Annotated in this window: 20 protein-coding genes; 3 read left to right on the plus strand and 17 right to left on the minus strand. The window is 69.9% G+C overall.

The window, feature by feature from the left end:
• Window positions 1–81 precede the first annotated feature (81 nt).
• Window positions 82–855 carry a hypothetical protein gene (locus ABD073_RS12695; RefSeq protein WP_343875159.1) on the minus strand — a complete coding sequence of 258 codons (774 nt, stop codon included), beginning with the start codon at window positions 853–855 and terminating at the stop codon, window positions 82–84.
• 276 nt (window positions 856–1131) lie between these two features.
• Between ABD073_RS12695 and ABD073_RS12700 the strand changes: the two genes are divergently transcribed.
• Window positions 1132–3528, plus strand: a complete 2397-nt coding sequence (locus tag ABD073_RS12700) for an N-acetylmuramoyl-L-alanine amidase (protein WP_343875161.1) — start codon at window positions 1132–1134, stop codon at window positions 3526–3528.
• On the opposite strand, the gene ABD073_RS12705 is transcribed toward ABD073_RS12700, so the two are convergent.
• The 8 genes from ABD073_RS12705 to rplS form a co-directional block, all read right to left on the minus strand.
• Window positions 3518–4156, minus strand: coding sequence for a hypothetical protein (locus ABD073_RS12705; RefSeq protein ID WP_343875163.1), 639 nt, complete (start codon window positions 4154–4156; stop codon window positions 3518–3520). The genes ABD073_RS12700 and ABD073_RS12705 overlap by 11 nt on opposite strands.
• An 8-nt stretch (window positions 4157–4164) precedes the next feature.
• The gene (gene dprA, locus ABD073_RS12710; RefSeq protein WP_343875165.1) at window positions 4165–5352 is read right to left on the minus strand and encodes a DNA-processing protein DprA; all 1188 of its coding nucleotides are present in this window, start codon (window positions 5350–5352) and stop codon (window positions 4165–4167) included.
• Complete coding sequence (locus tag ABD073_RS12715; RefSeq protein ID WP_343875166.1) at window positions 5349–6881, minus strand: YifB family Mg chelatase-like AAA ATPase; 1533 nt, start codon at window positions 6879–6881, stop codon at window positions 5349–5351. The genes dprA and ABD073_RS12715 overlap by 4 nt, the downstream gene beginning before the upstream one ends.
• Window positions 6878–7273, minus strand: a complete 396-nt coding sequence (locus tag ABD073_RS12720; protein ID WP_343875167.1) for a YraN family protein — start codon at window positions 7271–7273, stop codon at window positions 6878–6880. Before ABD073_RS12720 ends, ABD073_RS12715 begins: the two co-directional genes overlap by 4 nt.
• A 117-nt stretch (window positions 7274–7390) precedes the next feature.
• Window positions 7391–7705 carry a DUF2469 domain-containing protein gene (locus ABD073_RS12725; protein WP_343875169.1) on the minus strand — a complete coding sequence of 105 codons (315 nt, stop codon included), beginning with the start codon at window positions 7703–7705 and terminating at the stop codon, window positions 7391–7393.
• Complete coding sequence (locus tag ABD073_RS12730) at window positions 7702–8346, minus strand: ribonuclease HII (RefSeq protein WP_343875288.1); 645 nt, start codon at window positions 8344–8346, stop codon at window positions 7702–7704. The genes ABD073_RS12725 and ABD073_RS12730 overlap by 4 nt, the downstream gene beginning before the upstream one ends.
• Window positions 8340–9119 (minus strand): signal peptidase I, encoded by a 780-nt coding sequence (lepB, locus tag ABD073_RS12735; RefSeq protein WP_343875171.1) that lies wholly within the window; start codon window positions 9117–9119, stop codon window positions 8340–8342. The genes ABD073_RS12730 and lepB overlap by 7 nt, the downstream gene beginning before the upstream one ends.
• Before the next feature lie 148 nt (window positions 9120–9267).
• Window positions 9268–9615, minus strand: coding sequence for a 50S ribosomal protein L19 (gene rplS, locus ABD073_RS12740; RefSeq protein WP_343875173.1), 348 nt, complete (start codon window positions 9613–9615; stop codon window positions 9268–9270).
• Between the two features lie 258 nt (window positions 9616–9873).
• Here rplS and ABD073_RS12745 point away from each other — a divergent pair, with 258 nt between their 5' ends.
• The gene (locus tag ABD073_RS12745) at window positions 9874–10365 is read left to right on the plus strand and encodes an RNA polymerase sigma factor (RefSeq protein WP_343875175.1); all 492 of its coding nucleotides are present in this window, start codon (window positions 9874–9876) and stop codon (window positions 10363–10365) included.
• A 106-nt stretch (window positions 10366–10471) separates the two neighbouring features.
• Complete coding sequence (locus ABD073_RS12750; RefSeq protein WP_343875177.1) at window positions 10472–11521, plus strand: hypothetical protein; 1050 nt, start codon at window positions 10472–10474, stop codon at window positions 11519–11521.
• 128 nt (window positions 11522–11649) lie between these two features.
• On the opposite strand, the gene ABD073_RS12755 is transcribed toward ABD073_RS12750, so the two are convergent.
• The 8 genes from ABD073_RS12755 to ABD073_RS12790 form a co-directional block, all read right to left on the minus strand.
• A complete protein-coding gene (locus ABD073_RS12755) occupies window positions 11650–12399 on the minus strand; it encodes a succinate dehydrogenase/fumarate reductase iron-sulfur subunit (RefSeq protein WP_343875179.1) in 750 nt (249 codons plus the stop codon).
• Complete coding sequence (locus ABD073_RS12760) at window positions 12396–14447, minus strand: fumarate reductase/succinate dehydrogenase flavoprotein subunit (RefSeq protein ID WP_343875290.1); 2052 nt, start codon at window positions 14445–14447, stop codon at window positions 12396–12398. The genes ABD073_RS12755 and ABD073_RS12760 overlap by 4 nt, the downstream gene beginning before the upstream one ends.
• Before the next feature lie 71 nt (window positions 14448–14518).
• Window positions 14519–15184 (minus strand): succinate dehydrogenase cytochrome b subunit, encoded by a 666-nt coding sequence (locus tag ABD073_RS12765; protein WP_343875181.1) that lies wholly within the window; start codon window positions 15182–15184, stop codon window positions 14519–14521.
• A 198-nt stretch (window positions 15185–15382) separates the two neighbouring features.
• Window positions 15383–16078 (minus strand): tRNA (guanosine(37)-N1)-methyltransferase TrmD, encoded by a 696-nt coding sequence (trmD, locus tag ABD073_RS12770; RefSeq protein ID WP_343875184.1) that lies wholly within the window; start codon window positions 16076–16078, stop codon window positions 15383–15385.
• Window positions 16078–16635 (minus strand): ribosome maturation factor RimM, encoded by a 558-nt coding sequence (gene rimM, locus ABD073_RS12775; protein ID WP_343875185.1) that lies wholly within the window; start codon window positions 16633–16635, stop codon window positions 16078–16080. Before rimM ends, trmD begins: the two co-directional genes overlap by 1 nt.
• A gap of 115 nt (window positions 16636–16750) precedes the next feature.
• Entirely contained in the window at window positions 16751–17008 is a 258-nt protein-coding gene (locus ABD073_RS12780) for an RNA-binding protein (protein WP_343875187.1), read from the minus strand.
• Between the two features lie 2 nt (window positions 17009–17010).
• Window positions 17011–17541, minus strand: coding sequence for a 30S ribosomal protein S16 (gene rpsP / locus ABD073_RS12785; RefSeq protein WP_343875188.1), 531 nt, complete (start codon window positions 17539–17541; stop codon window positions 17011–17013).
• A 261-nt stretch (window positions 17542–17802) separates the two neighbouring features.
• Window positions 17803–19128 (minus strand): MFS transporter, encoded by a 1326-nt coding sequence (locus ABD073_RS12790; protein WP_343875189.1) that lies wholly within the window; start codon window positions 19126–19128, stop codon window positions 17803–17805.
• Window positions 19129–19215: the final 87 nt, after the last annotated feature.

Here is a 19215-nt window from a genome sequence, read left to right on the forward strand (position 1 = left end):
CCGCACTCGCCAGCTGACCCCGCCCTGCAGGATCACCAGCCGTTACACCACTTGCCTGGACTTGACCGTGCCGGCCCGTGCTCAGGCCAACAGCTGCTGCAGCCGGGCCACCCGGGCCTCGTCGGGCCGGCGGCCTTGCAACACACTGGCGAGCAGCCCGAAGACCTCGCCGATCCCCCGCTGGGCCAGCCAGACCTGCTCGTCGAGCGGACGGCTGCTGACCTCGGCGTACTCCTGGTGGAAGTGCTGCCAGCCGGCGTCGTCGAGCTCGGCCCGGACCAGGACCAGGTCCTCCTCCCGGATGCCGGCATGGGCCACCGAGAGGTCGGTGAGCATCGCATCCATCCCGGCACCGACCACCTGCACGGCGGGCAGGTCGAAGCTGCCCACGACCAGGCTGCGTGGCTGGTGCGCCACCAGCATGGACCACTGCCCCAGCCGGTCGGCGAGCGGCGCGGCCAGATCGGGCGGCAGCAGGCCGTCGAGCACCTCGCCCAGCCCCGACAGGTCCGTGACCGGGTCGGGCAGTCCCGCGGGGGCAAGCTCATGGATGCTCACGTACCAGCGCGCGAGGGCGCGCAGGGTGCTCGGGTCCGCAAGGTCACTGCCCGTGGCCGGGCGCCACATGCTCTCCGAGAGGTCCTCCAGCACCAGCCAGCCCTCGCCACCGCCCAGCAGGTCGGGCTGGGCCGGACCGGCCGCGCCCACCAGGCGTCGGGCCTGCAGCTCGGCGGCCAGCGCCGTGCCGCGCCACCGCTTGACCACCACCCGGTCCTCGCCGAACAGCGCCTCACAGACCAGTACCTCACCGGTGTCGGCCAGCACGTCGCCCCATTCCAGGTCCTCCAGGTCCATGCATCCTCCTGCTCGGTTCCGCCGCTGCCACCCATCCTGCCCCAGCAAACCTGCAGGTAGGTGGATCCCGTCCTGACGAATGCGCTGTCACAAGGGGAAATGTCCGCGACGCGAGAGGACCGAGGCTGAGAAAGCCTCATCCGGACGTTCAGCATCGGCGCCTGGACGATTGCCGGGGCCGCCGACTTGTGGGGTTAACTGGGCGCTGTTCAGAAGTCTTGGACGGGTCGGGGGACCGTTTTTCCTTGACGCGTTACAACACTTTGGAGAACAGACGTGCGACGTCACACCCTGCGCAAGATCCTCGCTCCGGTGGCCGCCCTGGCGGTGGTGGGTTCCCTGCAGACCAGCCTCCCCGTGACGGCCCAGGCGGCACCGGCCGCACCGCTCCCGGCAGAGTCCATCCCCAGCAACGAACTGTCCCTCAGCCCGGCCGGCCAGACCGTCGAGGTGGACGGGGTCACCCAGAAGGTGATCGCCCAGCTCCCGGCCACCCGGCGCGGCTTCACCATGGCCGGCATCACCTTCGCAGACCTGCAGGGCACCGCCCGCTTCCAGGTGCGGGTCACCACCGCAGCGGGCCAGCAGCCCTGGCAGGACCTGGAGTACCAGCCCGAGGCCGTCTCGGGCGACGAGGCGGCTGCCCGACGTGGCACCGAGCCCAGCTTCGTGGGCGAGGCCATCGCCGTGGAGGCCCGTGTGCTCACGAGCCCCACCGCCCCCGCCACCCTGTCGGGAGCGCGTCTGGCGCTGATCGACTCGCAGGCGCAGAGCGGCGACAGCGAGGTCTCCGGTGGAGGCCTGGCCACGATGCGGGTGGCCGCCACGGCCACGACCACCGGGGTCGCCAAGCCCGCGATCGTCAGCCGTGCCAAGTGGGGCGCCGACGAGAGCCTGGTGCGTCTGAACGGCGCCGACTGCGTCCCCGCCAACCTGGACACCACGATCAAGGCCGCCATCGTGCACCACACGGCCGGCACCAACAGCTACACCGCCGAGCAGTCGCCCTCCATCGTGCGCGGTATCCTGAGCTACCACACCAAGAGCCTGGGCTGGTGCGACGTCGGCTACAACTTCCTGGTGGACAAGTACGGCACCGTCTTCGAGGGGCGCCACGGCGGTACTGACAACCCGGTGCACGGAGCCCACGCGACCAGCTGGAACACCGACACCGTGGGCATCAGCGTGATGATGAACTCCTCCACCGCCAAGCAGAGCTCGGCCGCGATGACCTCGGTCTCGCGCGTCCTGGCCTGGAAGCTGGCCGGCAACTACCGCGACCCGCAGGCCAAGCTCACCCTGGCCGGCAAGTACATCAACCGGATCGCCCGCCACGGCGACGTGATGTCCACCTCCTGCCCCGGCACCAACATCACCGCCTACATGCCCACCCTGCGCAGCCAGGTGGCCACCATGATGGGCAACTGGAAGACGCCGATCTACACCGAGTGGGTCTCGCAGGGCGGCGAGTCCGGCAAGCTGGGCTCGCCCCACATCCTGGAGCGACCGTGGAACGGCGGGCGCACCACCACCTTCACCCAGGGCGGGGTCTACCAGACCTCGGCCGGCGCGACCTTCTGGATGGGGGCGGCCACCAACCGGCGCTACCTGGCCTCCGACGGCTTCACCAAGCTGGGCTGGCCCACCACCGACCAGGCTGCCGGGGCCGCCAGCGGACAGACCATCACCCGCTTCGCCAAGGGCAGCATCTACTACTCCCCCAGCACCGGCGCGCGGATCACCACCGGCGCCATCAACACCTGGCTGCGCAGCAACGGCAGCCGGCTGACCAGCCTCGGCTATCCCACGGGCGAGGTGGTGGCCACCTCCAGCACCACCGGCTACCAGCTGTTCGCGAACGGGCGGCTCAGCTACAACGGCAGCACCGTCACGATGCAGGTCAAGGGCGGCGCCCAGGGCGACCAGAATGCCGACGGTCGCGCCGACGTCGTGGAGCTGAACGCCACCGGCGCCACCGGTTGGTACCCGACCACCACCAGCGCCGTCTCCGGTGCGGTGCAGCCCGGCACCACCCTCACCGGCGCCCCGTTCACCTGGGCGAGCCAGGTGGCCGACGTGAACGGTGACGGTGCCGGGGAGCTGATCGCTCGCCGCAAGGACGGCACGCTGTGGGCCTGGAACGGCCAGGGCAACGGCCGTTGGACCACTGCTCGCCAGATCGGCAACGGCTGGAACTCGATGCGCGAGCTGACCTTGATGCCCGACATGACCCGCGACGGGCTGCCCGAGATCGTGGCCATCTCCTCGACCGACGGAACCCTCAAGCGCTACTCCCTCAACCGCGACCTGAAGTTCGTGTCCACCACCCAGATCGGCCACGGATGGGGCGGGATCAAGCAGATCGCCACGGTGGGCGACATCCGCAAGGTGGGGGTCGTCGACCTGCTCGCGGTCGACGCCTCCGGCGCCCTGCTGGACTACCACGGCACCACCGCCGGGGCGCTGTCCGGCAACAAGGTGCAGATCGGCTACGGCTGGGGCAGCTTCTCCGATGTCCGTTCCCTCGGCGACCTGAACGGTGACGGCCGCTGGGACCTGGTGGGCCACGGCACCACCGGCCCCGTCTACCGCTACCTCAACACCGGGGCCACCACCTGGAGCACCCGCACGGCGCTGATGGCGGCCCTCCCCCAGCAGTCGATCATCGGCTGATCCGACCACCCTCCGGACGCACCGGTGCTGGCATGGCCAGCCCGGTGCGTTCCAGTTCCCGGGCCGCCAGGGCCCGGATCACGTCGCTGTTGCCGGCCCGCCACTGACCCACCGGGTCGGGGCTGATCTGGGCGATCTGGTCCATCGGCAGGTTGGCCATGGCCCGCAGCGCGAAGAGCTCCAGGTCCGCGTCGGCGTCGATGAACGCCCGCGCTGCCGCGGCCCGGCGCACGAAGCGGGCCCGGCGCGGGAGCCACCAGGCCAGGGCGGACAGGGCGGGCAGCAGGAAGACCAGCCAGCCGGCCACCAGCGACATCCTGTGGATCAGGTCCACCTGGTCCTGGGCCTGGGTCACCATCTGGTCCAGACCGCCCACCAGCGACCCGAAGGGGCTGGCCAGCTCGTCGCCGATGCCGGGGACTCCGGCCACCCGACCGCGCGCCTGTTCCATCTGCTCGGCCATCTGCTGGGCCGTCTCGGCCGAGCGGCGGGCAGGCTGCTCCATCGTCTGGAGCAGACGGCAGAGCCACCGGCCCACCAGGGCCCAGCCCACCAGCCAGGCCACCACGGCGAGGTCGGCGAGCAGCTGGCGGGCCATGCGCCAGCCCGGTCGTGCGTAGACGCGCATCCATCCTCCTAGGCCGTCCCTGTCCGACGGGCGGGGACATCGGTTCGGGCCGGGCGGGGCCGCAGGATCCGCCACTGCCCCGCCTCGTCGCAGCCGGCGAGACCCAGCTGCTCCAGTGCGCCCAATGATGCCAGCGTGGCGGGAATGGCCAGCCCGGCGCGCGCGGCAACTTCCCCCACCGGCATCGCCCCTCGGCCCGGGAGCACCTCGCGCACCGCCAGCAGCCCGGGCTCGACGCCGTCCAGCTCGCGGCTCGGCCCGCCGATGTCGGCGAGAGGCGCCTGGCCCAGCGGCTGCACCAGCACCTGCACGTCGTCGACACAGCTGACCAGGCTGGCCCGGCCGTCGCGCACCAACCGGTGGCAGCCCTCGCTCATCGCCGAGTGCACCGGGCCGGGCACGGCCATCACGTGGCGCCCGCACTCGGCAGCCCAGGAGGCGGTGTTGATGGCTCCGGAGCGGGCCCCTGCCTCCACCAGCACGGTGCCCTGGGTCAGTGCGGCGATCAGACGATTGCGCGCCAGGAAGCCGGCGCGGGTGGGGCGCAGACCCACCGGCACCTCGCTCACCAGCAGTTGCTCGGCCGCGAGCCGCTCGAAGAGCGAATGGTTGCCCCGCGGATAGGGTTCGTCCAGCCCGCCGGCCAGCACCGCGACCGTGGTGCCGCCGGCCGACAGCGCCGCCCGGTGGGCGCAGGCGTCGATGCCGTAGGCACCGCCAGAGAAGATCGTCCACCGATGACCGGCGCCCGGCTTCCGTCCCGCACCCCGCGCGAGACCGGCCGCCAGGTCCGCGGCCACGGATTCGCCGTAGGGTGTGCTGCTCCTGGCCCCCACCACGGCCAGGCCCGACGTGCAGCCCGCCGACAACCGTCCCGGTCCCCGTGCCCACAGCCCCACCGGCGGGCCGCCCATGCCGCCCACCTGCGCGCCCTCGAGCGCATTCAGCTGCTCGGGCCACTGCTCGTCGCCCGGCACCAGGAAGGCCACCCCCAGTGACTCGGAGCGCTCCACCAGCCGGTCGAGGTCCACCAGGCGGGCCCGTCGCGCCCACGTGCTCTCCTCCGGTCCTCGTCGCAGCGCCTGCCAGACGGCCTGGGCACCCTCGGCAGCCACCAGGGCGGCCAGCCGCGGCGCCCCGGCCTCGCAGCTGGCGCTGAGACCTGCCCGGGCAAGCCGCTCCTCGTCCCAGCTCATGCCGCCGCCTGCCGCTCGCCCCGGCGCAGTGTGATGGCCGCCTGGACGTCCTCGCGCAGCACCCGACCACGACCGGCCAGGTCCGCCAGCGTCCAGGCGGTGCGCAGCACCTTGTCCACACCGCGGGAGCTGAGCTGGTGGCGGATCAGCGCATCGTCGATCAGCTCGATGCCCTCGGGCACCGGGAGGCTGTTGCGCAGGTAGGGCCCGGGCACCTCTCCATTGGTGAGCCAGGGTGTTCCGCGCAGCCGCCTCGCCTGTCGTGCCCGGGCCTCGGCCACTCGGGCGGCCACCTGGGCCGTGCCCTCCTGGCGGAGCCGGGCCGCCGCCAGGTACTCCCGGCTCACCGGCGCCAGCTGGACCGTGAGGTCCACCCGGTCCAGGATCGGGCCGCTCAGCTTGTCGGCATAGCGCCGCACCATCATCGGGGTGCATCGACAGTCCGCGCCGCGGGTGCCGTGATTTCCACAGGGACAGGGATTCGAGGCGAGGACCAGCTGGAAGCGCGCCGGGAAGCGTGCCTGTACCTGGGCCCTGCCGATGCTCACCCAGCCAGACTCCAGCGGGGTGCGCAGGGCGTCCAGCGTTGCCATGCCGAACTCCGGGGCCTCATCGAGGAAGAGCACCCCGCGGTGGGCCAGCGAGATCGACCCCGGCCGCGCCACGCGGTTCCCCGAACCCACCAGCGAGGCCATCGAGGCATTGTGGTGCGGGTCGGCGAAGGGTGGGCGCACCACCAACCCGTCGCTCAGGTCCCGGCCGGCCAGCGAGTGCACCGCGGAGACCTCCAGAGACTCCGGGCGCGTCAGGTCCGGAAGCAGGCCGGGCAGGCGCTCCGCGAGCATGGTCTTGCCGACGCCAGGGGGCCCGGTCATGAACAGGTGGTGGCGGCCGGCGGCCGCCACCTCCAGGGCGAAGCGGGCCTCCTCCTGACCGACGACATCGGCCAGGTCGGGCTGGTGCGCCGGGCACTCCTCCTCCGGTTCGACCACCACCTGCGTGGGCAGCAGGACCGGACGACCGTGCAGCACCTCGACCACGTCGGCCAGGGTGCGCACACCCCAGACCGTCATGCCCTCCGCCAGCTGGGCCTCCGCCACCTGACCGGCGGGCACCACGGCGACCTCGAAACCGGCATCCTGGGCCGCCAGCACACCGGGCAGCACCCCGCGCACCGGCCGCACCCGGCCGTCCAGCCCGAGCTCCCCCATCATCACGACCCGCTCGGCCATCCGCGCCGGCACCACCTCGGCAGCTGCGAGCACGGCGGTCACGATGGCCAGGTCGTAGTGGGAACCAGCCTTGGGCAGCGTCGCCGGGGTGAGGTTGATGGTGACCAGCTGGCTGGGCCAGCACAGCCCGCTGGAGGCCACCGCGGCATGGCAGCGGTCCCGGGCCTCGTAGAGCGCCGTGTCAGGCAGACCGACCAGGACCGTCTTGGGCAGCCCGCCCCCGATGGCGGCCTCCACCTCCACCATGGTGCCCTCCATGCCCACCAGGCAGACCGACCAGGCGGCGGAGGCGCTCATCGGGTGATTCCACGGGCGTGGCTGATCCGGTGCCGCTGGCCGGGGACGCGCAGCACGCCGATCGCGTCGATGCGGATCTGTTCGGCGTGCTGGGGGTGCTCGCGCAGCCAGAGCTGGGCCAGGGCCGCCAGCCGCTTGACCTTCGCCCGCGTCACAGCCTCGAGCGGATCGCCCCACCCCCGGCCGGAGCGATACTTCACCTCGACGAAGACCAGGGCCGTTCCGCCGCTGTCCAGCGGCTCGCGAGCGATGATGTCCAGCTCCCCCTCGGGGCATCGCCAGTTGCGCTCGATGACCTGCCAGCCCAGGCCCCGCAGGTGCGCATCGGCCAGGTCCTCACCGAGCCGACCGACCTGCTGGTCGTGGCTGGTGGTGGGTGTTCGTGGGTCCATGACTCCTCCTCGTGGGAGGAGTGTGGACGTCGAGGTGGTGCAAGCCTCGCTTCCCCAGGTCTTGCGTCAGGACGCAAGCGATCCGGTCATGCTGTGGACAACCCGCTCGGCGCAGCCTCAGGCCTGGTCGTCGGGAACCTGGAGGTCGGAGTGCGCGATCTCCTCGATGGAGACGTCGCGGAAGGTGAGCACCTTGGCCGACTTCACGAAGCGCGCGGGGCGGTACATGTCCCAGACCCAGGCGTCGCCCATGCTCACCTCGTAGTAGACGTCGCCGCCCTCCGTGCGGACCTTGAGGTCCACGGCATTGCACAGGTAGAAGCGGCGCTCGGTCTCGACGGCATAGGTGAAGATCCCCACCACGTCCTTGTACTCGCGGTACAGGTCGAGTTCGAGCTTGCTCTCGTACTGCTCAAGGTCTTCGGCGCTCATGGTGTGCCAACTCTAGCGCGCGCCACGTTCTCGTAGCGGAAGCGATGGATGGGGCAGGGACCGTGCTCCTGCAGCCGCTGCTGGTGCAGCCGGGTGACATAGCCCTTGTGCACCTCGAAGCCGTAGTCCGGGTACTGCTCGGCGTAGCCGGTCATGATGCGGTCACGGGTGACCTTGGCCACCACCGAGGCCGCAGCGACACAGGCCGCCACCCGGTCCCCCTTCCAGACGGCCAGCCCGGGCACGCCCAGCCCGTCCACCGGGAAGCCGTCGGTCAGCACATAGGCAGGCTGCACGTCCAGGCGCAACAGCGCGCGGCGCAGCCCCTGGATGTCTGCCTCGTGCATCCCGAGCTGGTCGCACTCGGGGGCCTCGACGCGGACGCAGGCCACACAGACGGCCTTGTCCATCACCTCCTGGTAGACCCGTTCGCGCGCCTTGGCGGTGAGCAGCTTGGAGTCGGCCAGGCCGGTGATGCGCCGCAACGGGCTGTCGGCCAGCACGACGGCCGCCGCCACCAGTGGCCCGGCACAGGCGCCGCGTCCGGCCTCGTCGGCACCGGCCACCGGCGCCAGGCCGGCGCGGGCCAGGGCCCGTTCGTAGCCGTAGATCCCCCGCCCCGGACGGATCTGGCTCAACAGGTGACGTCCTTCGGCGAGATGCTGGGGCTGTCGGGCGCCCCTGAGACCGGTTCGGGAACGGCCGCGAAGGTGCCGGGATTGCGCAGCGTTCCCAGCCGGTCCAGCGGCGCGGCGATCGCCACGGCCCGACCCACGACGGTCTCCTCGGGCACGAAGGCGGACATCCCCGCCGGGCTGCCGTCGGACAGGTGGCAGCGCGAGTCGCCGGAGGCGTTGCGATGGTCGCCCATCACGAAGATGCGGCCCTTGGGGACGGTGACGGTGAAGTCGAAGGCACTCGCGGCCACCTGCCCGTCCGCATCGGAGTAGAGGTAGGCGGACTCGTCGATGGGCACGCCGTTGACCATCAGCCGGCCCTTGTCGTCGCAGCAGCTCACCGTGTCACCCGGCATGCCGATGACCCGCTTGATCAGGTGGTTGGAGGCGGTGGAGGGCAGCACGCCGATGGTCTCGCCGACCTTGCCGATGGCGCTGCGCTCCTGGGGCCGTTCCAGGATCCAGCCGGCGGAGTCCTCGAAGACCACGACATCGCCCCGGTGGAAGCTGCCCAGCTTGCTCACCACCACCCGGTCGTTCACCTGCAGGGTGTTCTCCATCGAGCCGGACGGGATGATGAACATCTGGCCGACGAAGGCCCGCAGCACCGCGGAGATCAGCAGGGCACCGATCACGACGATGACCAGTTCGCCCAGTGCGCCGAGCGCCTTTCCTCCAGCGGAGCGCGACCGGGTCTGCTCAGCCCGCGTGGCGCCGGCCTGGTCTGACTTGCTCACTGCACTCCTCCGCACTCCGACCGCGTACCGCACGCGATGCCCGGCCCAGTGTAGGCGAGCCCGGCCGACGCGATGGCGTGGCGCTTGCGGTCCGGAGGACGACGAAGGGCCCATCGCCGAAGCGATGGGCCCTGTCCGGGGAGGCGTCTCAGGAACGCTTCTCCTTGATCTTGGCAGCCTTGCCGCGCAGCTCGCGCAGGTAGTAGAGCTTGGCGCGACGCACGTCACCGCGACGCTCGACCTCGATCTTCTCGATGATCGGGGAGTGCAGCGGGAAGGTGCGCTCCACACCGGTGCCGAAGCTGACCTTGCGGACGGTGAAGGCCTCCTGGATACCACCGGCATTGCGGGCGATCACGACGCCGGCGAAGACCTGGATACGGGAGCGGTTGCCCTCGACCACGCGCACGTGGACCTTGACGGAGTCGCCCGCGCGGAAGTCGGGGTGGTCGGTACGCAGGGAGGCCTGGTCGATCGCCTCGATGAGCTTGTTCATGTCTGTTTCCTCGCCAGTGCCACAGGTCACCATGCTGGTATGGGTCAATTGGTCCCCACGTTCCGGACGATCCCCCTGTGGCAGGAGCCGGACAGCGCAGAGCAACAGCTCGTCATTCTTCCACAGGAGGGCGCGCACCAGGAAATCGGGCCGCAGGTCGACCACGTGGCGTCCAGGCCCGGGGTGGCGCACAGCCGGTGAGCCCGTGCTGGGCCAGACTGTGTGCTGCCGTGCCGTCGCACCAGCCCAGGAGAAGAGATGACCGAAGAGGCGTTCGACGCCTTCTACGCGGCCTCCTTCTCCAAGGTGGTCAGCCAGATCTATGCCATGTGCGGCAACCTGGCGGAGGCCCAGGACTGCACCCAGGAGGCCTTCGTGCGAGCCTGGGACAAGCGCCGCCAGCTCGACGAGAGCGAGGCCCCCGAGGCCTGGGTGCGTACCGTCGCCTACCGGCTCGCGGTGAGCCGCTGGCGCAGGACCCGTCGCGGCTTCCGGCAGGCGGACCGTGCCCTCGAGGATCGGGAGGGCGAGCAGCCCTCGCCCACCCGGGTGGCCCTGCAGCGGGCCCTGGCCCAGCTCCCCGAGGAGCAGCGCCGCGTGATCGTGCTGCACCACCTGTGCGACATGGGCGTCAACGACATCGCCGCGGAGATCGGGGCCCCGGCCGGGACGGTGAAGGCCCGGCTCTCGCGGGGCCGGGCCGCCCTGGCGAAGATCCTCGGTGATCCTGAGGGGACCCGGCTGGGATGAGGCAGAAGTTTTCGCAAGTCCGTGCAACCGGATGCCTCGCCCGTGCGTAGACATCATGAGCAGGGCCCCGCCCAGGATCCCTTGGACACAGACAGGAGGTGCGCCAGTGCCTGACATCGATCGCTTCGACCCCGAGCTCGACCGTCGCACGGAGGCGCTCTTCCGCCGCTTCGAGGCCGAGACCGACGACGTCCTCGAGCCGCTGCCGCCCAGTGCCATCCGGCAGCTCGGCGATCGCCGACGCACCCGCCGCCGCACCGGGATCGCCGCGGGCACGCTGGCCCTGGCCGCCGTGGCAGCCGGTTCCGCCCTCGGGTTGGGAGGCATCCTGCCCAGTCAGCGCGCCCGGGTCGACACGGCCAGCAATCCCTCGCCCAGCCAGGTCACCACCGCCCCCGCAGGGCCCACCGGCAGCCCACTGCCGGTCTTCACACCATCCTCGCCGCCGAAGAGCCAGCAGCCCGTCCCCGAGCCCGCCCCCAGCAGCGAGGCGGCCAGCGCGTCCCCCTCCCCCTCCGACAGCATCACCGCCAGTCCTGAGCCCAGTGGCACACCGGAGGCGACGCCGAGCCGCAGCACCGCGGCAGCATCCCCGGCAGGCTGGGGGCAGGTGGCCGACGCCTCGAGCATCTACCTCACGTCCCCCGGCGACCTCGCCGAGGAGTCACGCCTGGAGAACGACGCGAAGCCCCAGCGCTCGGTGAGCCTGTGCGACCGGGGACGCCAGGGCCTGGGGCAGTCCTCCGACCTGAACCGCCACCTGGGCGACGGTCAGGCGCAGGCCCATGTCATGGTCTACAGCTTCACCTCGGTCGAGCAGGCCAGTCAGGCACGCTCCGCGCTGCGCTCCTGGTACCACGACTGCCCTGCCACCGCGACCGCCTTCGGGAACCAGCAGGTGACACTGGGAGAACCGGTCGACCTGCCGCTGGGCGAGCGCGCGCGGCAGGCCTCGGGCACCACCCAGTCCACCTTCCGCCAGGTGACCTACACCGCCGCCACGCGCACCGCGATGGTGGAGCAGGCCAGCATCATCCAGGTGGGCAACCGCCTGGAGTGGATCACCTTCGTGGCGCCCGCCGAGGGCGCCCCCTCCCCCATGGACTCGCCGGTGCGTCGCCGGGCCGCGGCGATCAGCGACCAGCTGGCCGGCTGAACGGCGACGCCACCCAGCACCGGGGCCTACGGGCCTCATGGCTCCCCGTCCAGCAACAGTCCCCGAGCACGACACAGGGCCGGTCAGGATCTCTCCTGACCGGCCCCGGTGCGTGGCGGCGGTGCGACCTACTTGCCGTCGCCCTTGAACAGCGACTTGATCAGGTCGCGGTTCAGCTGGGAGATGCTCTCCAGCGGGATGCCCTTGGGGCAGACCTGGGCGCACTCACCGATGTTGGTGCAGCCGCCGAAGCCCTCTTCGTCGTGCTGCGCCACCATGCCCTTGACGCGGCTGTACCGCTCGGGCTGGCCCTGCGGGAGCATGGCCAGGTGGGTGATCTTCGCCGCGGTGAACAGCATCGCCGAGCCGTTCGGGCAGGCCGCGACGCAGGCGCCGCAACCGATGCAGGTGGCGTTGTCGAAGGCCTTGTCAGCCTCGCGCTTGGGCGCGGGGGTGGCGTGGGCGTCCGGAGCCGAACCGGTGTTCACCGAGATGTAGCCGCCGGCCTGGATGATCCGGTCGAAGGCACCGCGGTCGACCACGAGGTCCTTGATGACCGGGAAGGCCCCGGCCTTCCAGGGCTCGATGTCGATGACCGCGCCGTCCGCGAACGAACGCATGTGCAGCTGGCAGGTGGTGGTGTGCTGGCCGCCGTGGGCGATGCCGTTGATGACGACACCACACATGCCGCAGATGCCCTCACGGCAGTCGTGGTCGAAGGCCACGGGCTCCTCGCCCTGGACGGTCAGCTGCTCGTTGAGGAGGTCCAGCATCTCGAGGAAGGACATGTCCTCGCTGACCCCGTCGAGCGGGTAGGTGACCATCTGGCCCTTCGCCTGGGCATTCGCCTGACGCCAGATACGCAGTGTGACCTTCACTTGTAACTCCGTTGCTTGAGCTCGATGGCCTTGTAGACCAGGGGTTCCTTGTGCAGGGTGGGCTTGTTGCCCTCGCCCGTCCACTCCCATGCACCGACGTAGGCGAACTCGTCGTCGTGACGCAGCGCCTCGCCCTCCTCCGTCTGGCTCTCGCCGCGGAAGTGACCACCGCAGGACTCGCGACGATGCAGCGCGTCCACGCACATCAGCTCGCCCAGCTCCAGGAAGTCGGCCAGTCGGCCGGCTCGCTCGAGGGTCTGGTTGAAGTCCTCGTTCACGCCGGTGACCTTGACGTCACGCCAGAACTCGGCCCGCAGGGCGCGGATCTTCTCGATCGCGGTCTTGAGGCCCTCCTCCCGACGATCCATGCCGCAGTACTCCCACATGATGTTGCCGAGCTCCTTGTGGAAGGAGTCGACCGTGCGGGAGCCGTTGATGCTCAGCAGGGTGTTGATGCGGTTGGTGGCGGCGTCGACGGCCTCCACCACGGCCGGATGGTCAAGACCCACCTGGGGACGCTTGGCGGCGTCGGCCAGGTAGTCGTTGATGGTGTTCGGCAGCACGAAGTAGCCGTCCGCCAGGCCCTGCATCAGTGCCGAGGCACCGAGGCGGTTGGCGCCGTGGTCGGAGAAGTTGGCCTCGCCCGTCACGTACAGACCGGTGATGGTGCTCATCAGGTCGTAGTCGACCCACAGACCGCCCATGGTGTAGTGCACCGCGGGGTAGATCCGCATCGGGACCTGGTAGGGGTCGTCAGCGGTGATCTGCTTGTACATGTCGAACAGGTTGCCGTACTTGGCCTCCACGGCCTTCTGGCCGAGACGGTTGATCGCATCGGAGAAGTCCAGGTAGACGCCACGGCGGACCATGCGCTCCTGGCCCGTGTCGGGATCGATCTCGCGCACGGCCGGGCCGACGCCACGACCCTCGTCGCACATGTTCTTGGCCTGTCGCGAGGCGATGTCACGCGGCACCAGGTTGCCGAAGGCCGGGTAGATGCGCTCCAGGTAGTAGTCGCGATCCTCCTCGGGAATCTGGCGGGGATCCTTGTCGCAGTCCTCGGCGCGCTTGGGCACCCAGATCCGGCCGTCATTGCGCAGCGACTCGGACATCAGGGTCAGCTTTGACTGGGTCTCGCCGTGCACCGGGATGCAGGTGGGGTGGATCTGCGTGTAGCAGGGGTTCGCGAAGTACGCGCCCTTGCGGTGCGCCCGCCAGGAGGCGGTCACGTTGCAGCCCATCGCATTGGTGGACAGGAAGAAGACGTTGCCGTAGCCGCCGGTGGCGAGCACCACCGCGTCGGCGGTCCAGGCCTCGATCTTGCCGGTGACCATGTCACGGGTGACGATGCCGCGGGCCATGCCGTCGACGGTGATCAGCTCGATCATCTCGTGGCGGGTGTGCATGTGCACGGTGCCGGCCGCCACCTGGCGCTCCAGGGCCTGGTAGGCACCGATCAGCAGCTGCTGACCGGTCTGGCCACGGGCGTAGAAGGTGCGCTGCACCTGCACGCCGCCGAAGGAGCGGGTGTCCAGCAGGCCGCCGTACTCACGGGCGAAGGGAACGCCCTGGGCGACGCACTGGTCGATGATGTTCGCGCTGACCTCGGCCAGTCGGTAGACATTGGTCTCGCGGGAGCGGTAGTCGCCGCCCTTGACCGTGTCGTAGAACAGGCGGTGGGTGGAGTCGTTGTCGTTGCGGTAGTTCTTCGCAGCGTTGATGCCACCCTGCGCGGCGATCGAGTGCGCACGACGCGGGCTGTCCTGGTAGCAGAAGTTCTCGACGTGGTAGCCGGCCTCGCCCAGAGTGGCGGCGGCGGCGCCACCGGCCAGGCCGGTGCCCACGATGATCACCTTCAGCTTGCGGCGGTTGGCGGGGTTCACCAGCTTGGCGGTGAACTTGCGCTCGCTCCAGACCTTGTCGATCGGGACATTGGTGGGCGCCTTGGTGTCGCCGAAGTCCTCCCCGACGTTCCAGTACTCACCCTCGGCCACGGCGGCGGGGGCGGGGGCGCCGGACTCGACCGAGGGGGCCGCGGCGGGAGTCATGAACTCCGCGTCGGCCTGGACCTCGCTCTGGGCGTCGGTGCGGGGGACGTCGTCGGGACGGTAAACGCTGCTCATTGTGCAATCACTCCAGTCAGGATCATCACGGGAGGCGTCATGAAGCCGATGAAGAGCAGCACGGCGATGATCGCCGAGAGCGTCTTCAGCAGCTTGCGCGACCCCGCGCTCACATTGGCGCCCAGCGTGGTGAAGGCACTGGCGCAGCCGTGGTAGATGTGCAGGCAGACCGCGACCATGAAGACCAGGTAGGCCAGCACGACCCACCACTCACCGAAGCCGGCGAGCACACGGTGGAAGGGATCCAGGTCGGTCGCACCGTCGGGGTAGCCCGGGCGCAGCACCTGCGCGGTGTAGTGCAGCAGGTGCATGACCAGGCCGAGCAGCAGGATGATGCCGCTCCAGATCATGGTCCGCGCCGCGAAGGAGCTCTCCACGTTCTTCTTGTTGGCATAGCGCGCACCGCCGGCATTGCGGTGGTTGCGCCCGGTGAGCTTCGCCGCGCTCCACATGTGGAGGACGATGCAGGCCAGCAGGAAGATCCGGAAGGCCCACAGGAACCACATCGGGGGCACGATCGGGTAGAGGAAACGGCGCAGGTAGTGCGAGTACTCGTTGAACTCGGCGCCGTTGTCGGGAAGCAGCAACTTGGTGTTGCCGAACATGTGCATGAGCAGGAAGCCGATCAGACACAGGCCGGTGACGGCCATGATGGCCTTCATCGCCACTGTGGACCGGGTTGCCCTCTGATGGTTGGTAAGAGTTGTCGCCACGGGCCCACCCTAGACAACTTCCACCCGGGGTGTGAATTCGCTGAGCCGTGTTTGGGACGGTTCCGGCCGAAATGTTATGAATCGCACTCTGACTTGGGCAGTTGCCACAATTTCAGGTGGAATTAAGTCACGCTTGCGGCACTTAATTCAGTCCAGCAGGTCCGGGCGGCGGCGTCTCGTCAGGGCCTCGGACTGCTGCCGTCGCCAGGCCGCGATCCGGGCGTGGTGGCCGCTGAAGAGCACCTCCGGCACGTCCAGTCCGCGCCAGCTCGGCGGCTTGGTGTAGACGGGGTACTCCAGCAGGTTGTCCTGGCCCGCGGAGTGGCTCTCCTCCTCCAGGGAGGCGGGATTGCCGATCACCCCGGGGATCAGCCGCACGACGGCCTCGACCATGGCCAGGGTGGCCACCTCTCCCCCGTTCAGCACGTAGTCGCCCAGGCTCAGCTCACGCACCTCCATGCGCTGCTCGGCGTGCTCGAAGACGCGGTGGTCGATGCCCTCGTAGCGTCCACAGGCGAAGAGCAGGTGACTGCGCTCGCTCAGCTCGTAGGCGATGGGCTGACTGAAGGGCACGCCGCTGGGCGTGGGCACCACGAGCACGGGCGGCTCGTCCAGGCCGTCGGTCAGCTCGTCGAGGCACTCCCCCCAGGGCTCGGGCTTCATCACCATGCCGGCGCCTCCGCCGTAGGGGGTGTCGTCGACGGTGTTGTGCCGGTCGTGGGTCCACTGGCGCAGGTCGTGCACGCCCACCTGCAGCAGCCCCTTGTCGATCGCCTTGCCGACCAGCGACAGGCTGAGCGGGGCGAAGTAGTCCGGGAAGATCGAGACGACGTCGATGCGCATCAGGCGCGCTCCCCCGTCGCCTGCGGATCCACCACGTCGGCGCCCTCGTCGTCGAGCAGACCGGGCAGGTCGGTGAGCTCGACGCGGCCGGCGGCCAGGTCCACCGAGGGCACCAGCTCGGTGACGAAGGGCACCAGGCGCTCGCCGGTCTCCGTGGTGATGGCCAGCAGGTCCTGGGCGGGCATGTGCACCACCTGACTGACCCTGCCCACCACGGTGCCGTCGGGCAGTACCGCCTCCAGACCGACCAGCTGGCGGTCGTAGTACTCGTCCTCCTCCTCGGGCAGCTCGTCGGGGTCGACGTCGACCACCAGGACGCTGCCCCGCGCCTGCTCCACGGCGGTGCGGTCCGCCAGCTGCTCGAACTTCACCAGCAGGCGCCCGGAGTGCCAGCGCGCGGAGGCGACGGTGAGCTCGCGCCGGGTACCCTCGACGCGGAGCACCGCGCCGGGCTCGAAGCGCCGCTCCGGCTCGTCGGTGTGCAGGTCGACGGCCACGTCGCCCTTGATCCCGTGGGCGCGACCGATCCGGCCCACCACCACCTCGACTGTCTCCACGTGCTGCCTCCTGCTCGGTACTGCTACATCCTGCCCCGGGTGGGGCGATCACATGTCGTGACGCGACGAGCGCCTCGCACCCGGGGGTGCGAGGCGCTCGTCGATGGTTCTCAGCTCAGTGGCGACGGCCGCCGCCGCGACGGTCCACGTCGACGAAGTCGACCCGGACCTGCTCGCGACCGGCCAGCGCGGCCACCACGGTGCGCAGGGCCGACGCGGTGCGTCCCTGCCGACCGATGACCTTGCCGATGTCCTCGGGATTGACCCTGACCTCCAGCATCCGGCCACGGCGCAGGTCCTTGTCCTTGACGACGACGTCGTCAGGATTCGTGACGATGCCGCGAACCAGGTGCTCCAGGGCGTCGGCCAGCACGATCAGGCGCCTTCGGCCGGAGCGACCTCGTCGACCTTCTCGCCGGCCTCCTCGGCCGGGGTGGCGGCGTCGGCCTGCGGGTCCTCGGTGGCCTCGGCCCGCTCGGCGGGAGCCTCCTCAGCGGCGGCCTCGTCGGCGGGGGCCTCGTCGGCCTTGGCCTTCTTCTTGCTGATGGCCTCGGACTTCGGGGCGTCGTCGGCCTCGGCGAGGGCGGCGTTGAAGCGGGCGAGCTTCTCCTCCTTCTCCGGAGCGACGTCGACACCCTCGGGGGTCTTGTCACCGGAGAACTTCTGCCAGTCACCGGAGCGCTTCAGGATGGCGACGACGGCCTCGGTGGGCTGGGCGCCCACGCCGAGCCAGTACTGCACGCGCTCGGAGTCCACCTTGATGATCGACGGATCGTTCTTGGGGTGGTACTGACCCACCTCCTCGATCGCACGGCCGTCGCGCTTGGTGCGCGAGTCCATGACGACGATGCGGTAGTGCGGGTCGCGGATCTTGCCGAGACGCTTCAGACGAATCTTGGTTGCCACGTGTGTGGTTCTCCTGTGTGGAATGGCCCGGGACAGCCCCGTGACCAGGCGGGTGATGCTTCGGACGAGTGTGGGGCACGGGTCCTGGCATCGGATGAATCCGCGCCGCCGGAGTTAGAGGGCGCCAGCGGGCACAGACGCTCTTGCCATTTTGCCAGATCCGACCCCGCGAAGCCAGTCAGGGCCGCGGCACGATCCCGGGAGCGACGCAGGGCCGCCGAGCTCGTGCTCGACGGCCCTGTGGTGGCGGTGATGAGGGCGCTACTTGGCGCCCTTGATGGGCAGGACGATCACGGCCCCCAGCAGGCCGACGACGCCCGCCACGGTGAACAGCCAGGTGAAGTTGGTTCCGCCGCCCAGCGTGCCGAGCAGATAGCCACCGAGGTAGGGAGCCAGCGACTGCGGCAGGGCGTTGGCCATGTTGAAGACGCCTAGGTCCTTGCCGGCATCCTCCGCATTGGGCAGCACGTCGAGCACCAGGGCGAAGTCCACGGCGGCGTAGATGCCGAAGGCGAAGCCCATCAGCGCCTCGATCAGGTAGAAGTGCGTGACCGACCCGGCATGCAGCAGCAGGTACGTGCCGAGTGCGAACAGGGCGGTGGAGAAGGCCACGAGCATCTTGCGCTTGCCGGTCCTGTCACTCAGCCAGCCCGCGGTGACCGAGCTGAAGATCAGCACCACGGTGTAGATGCCCACACCGGTGGTCACCGCCGCGGCGGCAGCCGCGTCGTCGGCCCCGAAGCCCAGGTGCTGCTTCATGTAGGCCAGGCGGAAGGTGGTGAACAGGAAGGAGGCCAGAGTGATGAAGAAGCGTCCCCACCAGACCATGCCGAAGTCCGGGAACTTGAAGGGGCTGGTCCAGAAGGAGCCGAAGAAGGTCTTGGCGTCGAAGGGGTAGGCATTCTGCTTCAGCACGGGTTCGGGCAGGCAGAGGGCGTAGATGATCACGCCGATGGCCGCGATGATGCCGGGCACCAGGAACATCATCAGGGTGTTGGTGGCCAGCGCGCTGCCGATGGCGGTGGCACCGAAGATGCCGATGTTCTGGGCCATGCCCACCAGGCCGGAGACCTTGCCGTACTGGTTGTCGGGCAGTTGGTCGGCCATCGTGGCGACGTAGGGGCTGAGGGCGGCATTGGCGCCCATCTGGGCCAGGAACCAGCCCAGGGTCAGCATCCCCTTGCCCGTGGCCAGGGCGATGATCACCAGGGCCAGCACCATCACCAGGACGCCCCCGATCATCCATGGGCGTCGGCGCCCCCAGCGCGAGGTGGTGCGGTCCGAGAGGCGACCGAAGAAGGCATTGGCGAAGACGGCGGCCAGGGCGCCGGGCGCCAGCACCCCACCCACCCACTTGACCTGCTCGGCGGGATCGCTGGTCAAGGTGTTCACCTTGAGGGCCATGGTGACCACCACCGGCCCCAGCAGGCCGACGAAGAGGGCGAACTGGGCAAAGACCAGGGAGGCCACGAACCAGGCCGGCTTGCTCTCGGTGGGCTTCTGGCCCAGCAGCGGAACGTTGAGCTTGGGCCCGATCAGGTTCGGGCTGCCCTGCCGGTCGATCGTGGGATCGGGTGTGATGGTCATCGATGACTCCTGCAGACGTTCGTGGCCCCCACGCTGGAGCCGCTGACCCATTACACACTGACCGACCGGTCAGTGTCTCGTGAATCC

This window comes from Luteococcus peritonei (assembly GCF_039526385.1).
Lineage (GTDB): Bacteria > Actinomycetota > Actinomycetes > Propionibacteriales > Propionibacteriaceae > Luteococcus > Luteococcus peritonei.

Excerpts from the sequence above, each read along its gene's own strand:
- ABD073_RS12695 (WP_343875159.1), bottom strand. The coding sequence starts at position 855 with ATGGACCTGGAGGACCTGGAATGGGGCGACGTGCTGGCCGACACCGGT.
- ABD073_RS12705 (WP_343875163.1), bottom strand. The coding sequence starts at position 4,156 with ATGCGCGTCTACGCACGACCGGGCTGGCGCATGGCCCGCCAGCTGCTC.
- dprA (WP_343875165.1), bottom strand. The coding sequence starts at position 5,352 with ATGAGCTGGGACGAGGAGCGGCTTGCCCGGGCAGGTCTCAGCGCCAGC.
- ABD073_RS12715 (WP_343875166.1), bottom strand. The coding sequence starts at position 6,881 with ATGAGCGCCTCCGCCGCCTGGTCGGTCTGCCTGGTGGGCATGGAGGGC.
- ABD073_RS12720 (WP_343875167.1), bottom strand. The coding sequence starts at position 7,273 with ATGGACCCACGAACACCCACCACCAGCCACGACCAGCAGGTCGGTCGG.
- ABD073_RS12725 (WP_343875169.1), bottom strand. The coding sequence starts at position 7,705 with ATGAGCGCCGAAGACCTTGAGCAGTACGAGAGCAAGCTCGAACTCGAC.
- rplS (WP_343875173.1), bottom strand. The coding sequence starts at position 9,615 with ATGAACAAGCTCATCGAGGCGATCGACCAGGCCTCCCTGCGTACCGAC.
- ABD073_RS12745 (WP_343875175.1), top strand. The coding sequence starts at position 9,874 with ATGACCGAAGAGGCGTTCGACGCCTTCTACGCGGCCTCCTTCTCCAAG.
- ABD073_RS12760 (WP_343875290.1), bottom strand. The coding sequence starts at position 14,447 with ATGACTCCCGCCGCGGCCCCCTCGGTCGAGTCCGGCGCCCCCGCCCCC.
- ABD073_RS12765 (WP_343875181.1), bottom strand. The coding sequence starts at position 15,184 with ATGAAGGCCATCATGGCCGTCACCGGCCTGTGTCTGATCGGCTTCCTG.
- trmD (WP_343875184.1), bottom strand. The coding sequence starts at position 16,078 with ATGCGCATCGACGTCGTCTCGATCTTCCCGGACTACTTCGCCCCGCTC.
- ABD073_RS12790 (WP_343875189.1), bottom strand. The coding sequence starts at position 19,128 with ATGACCATCACACCCGATCCCACGATCGACCGGCAGGGCAGCCCGAAC.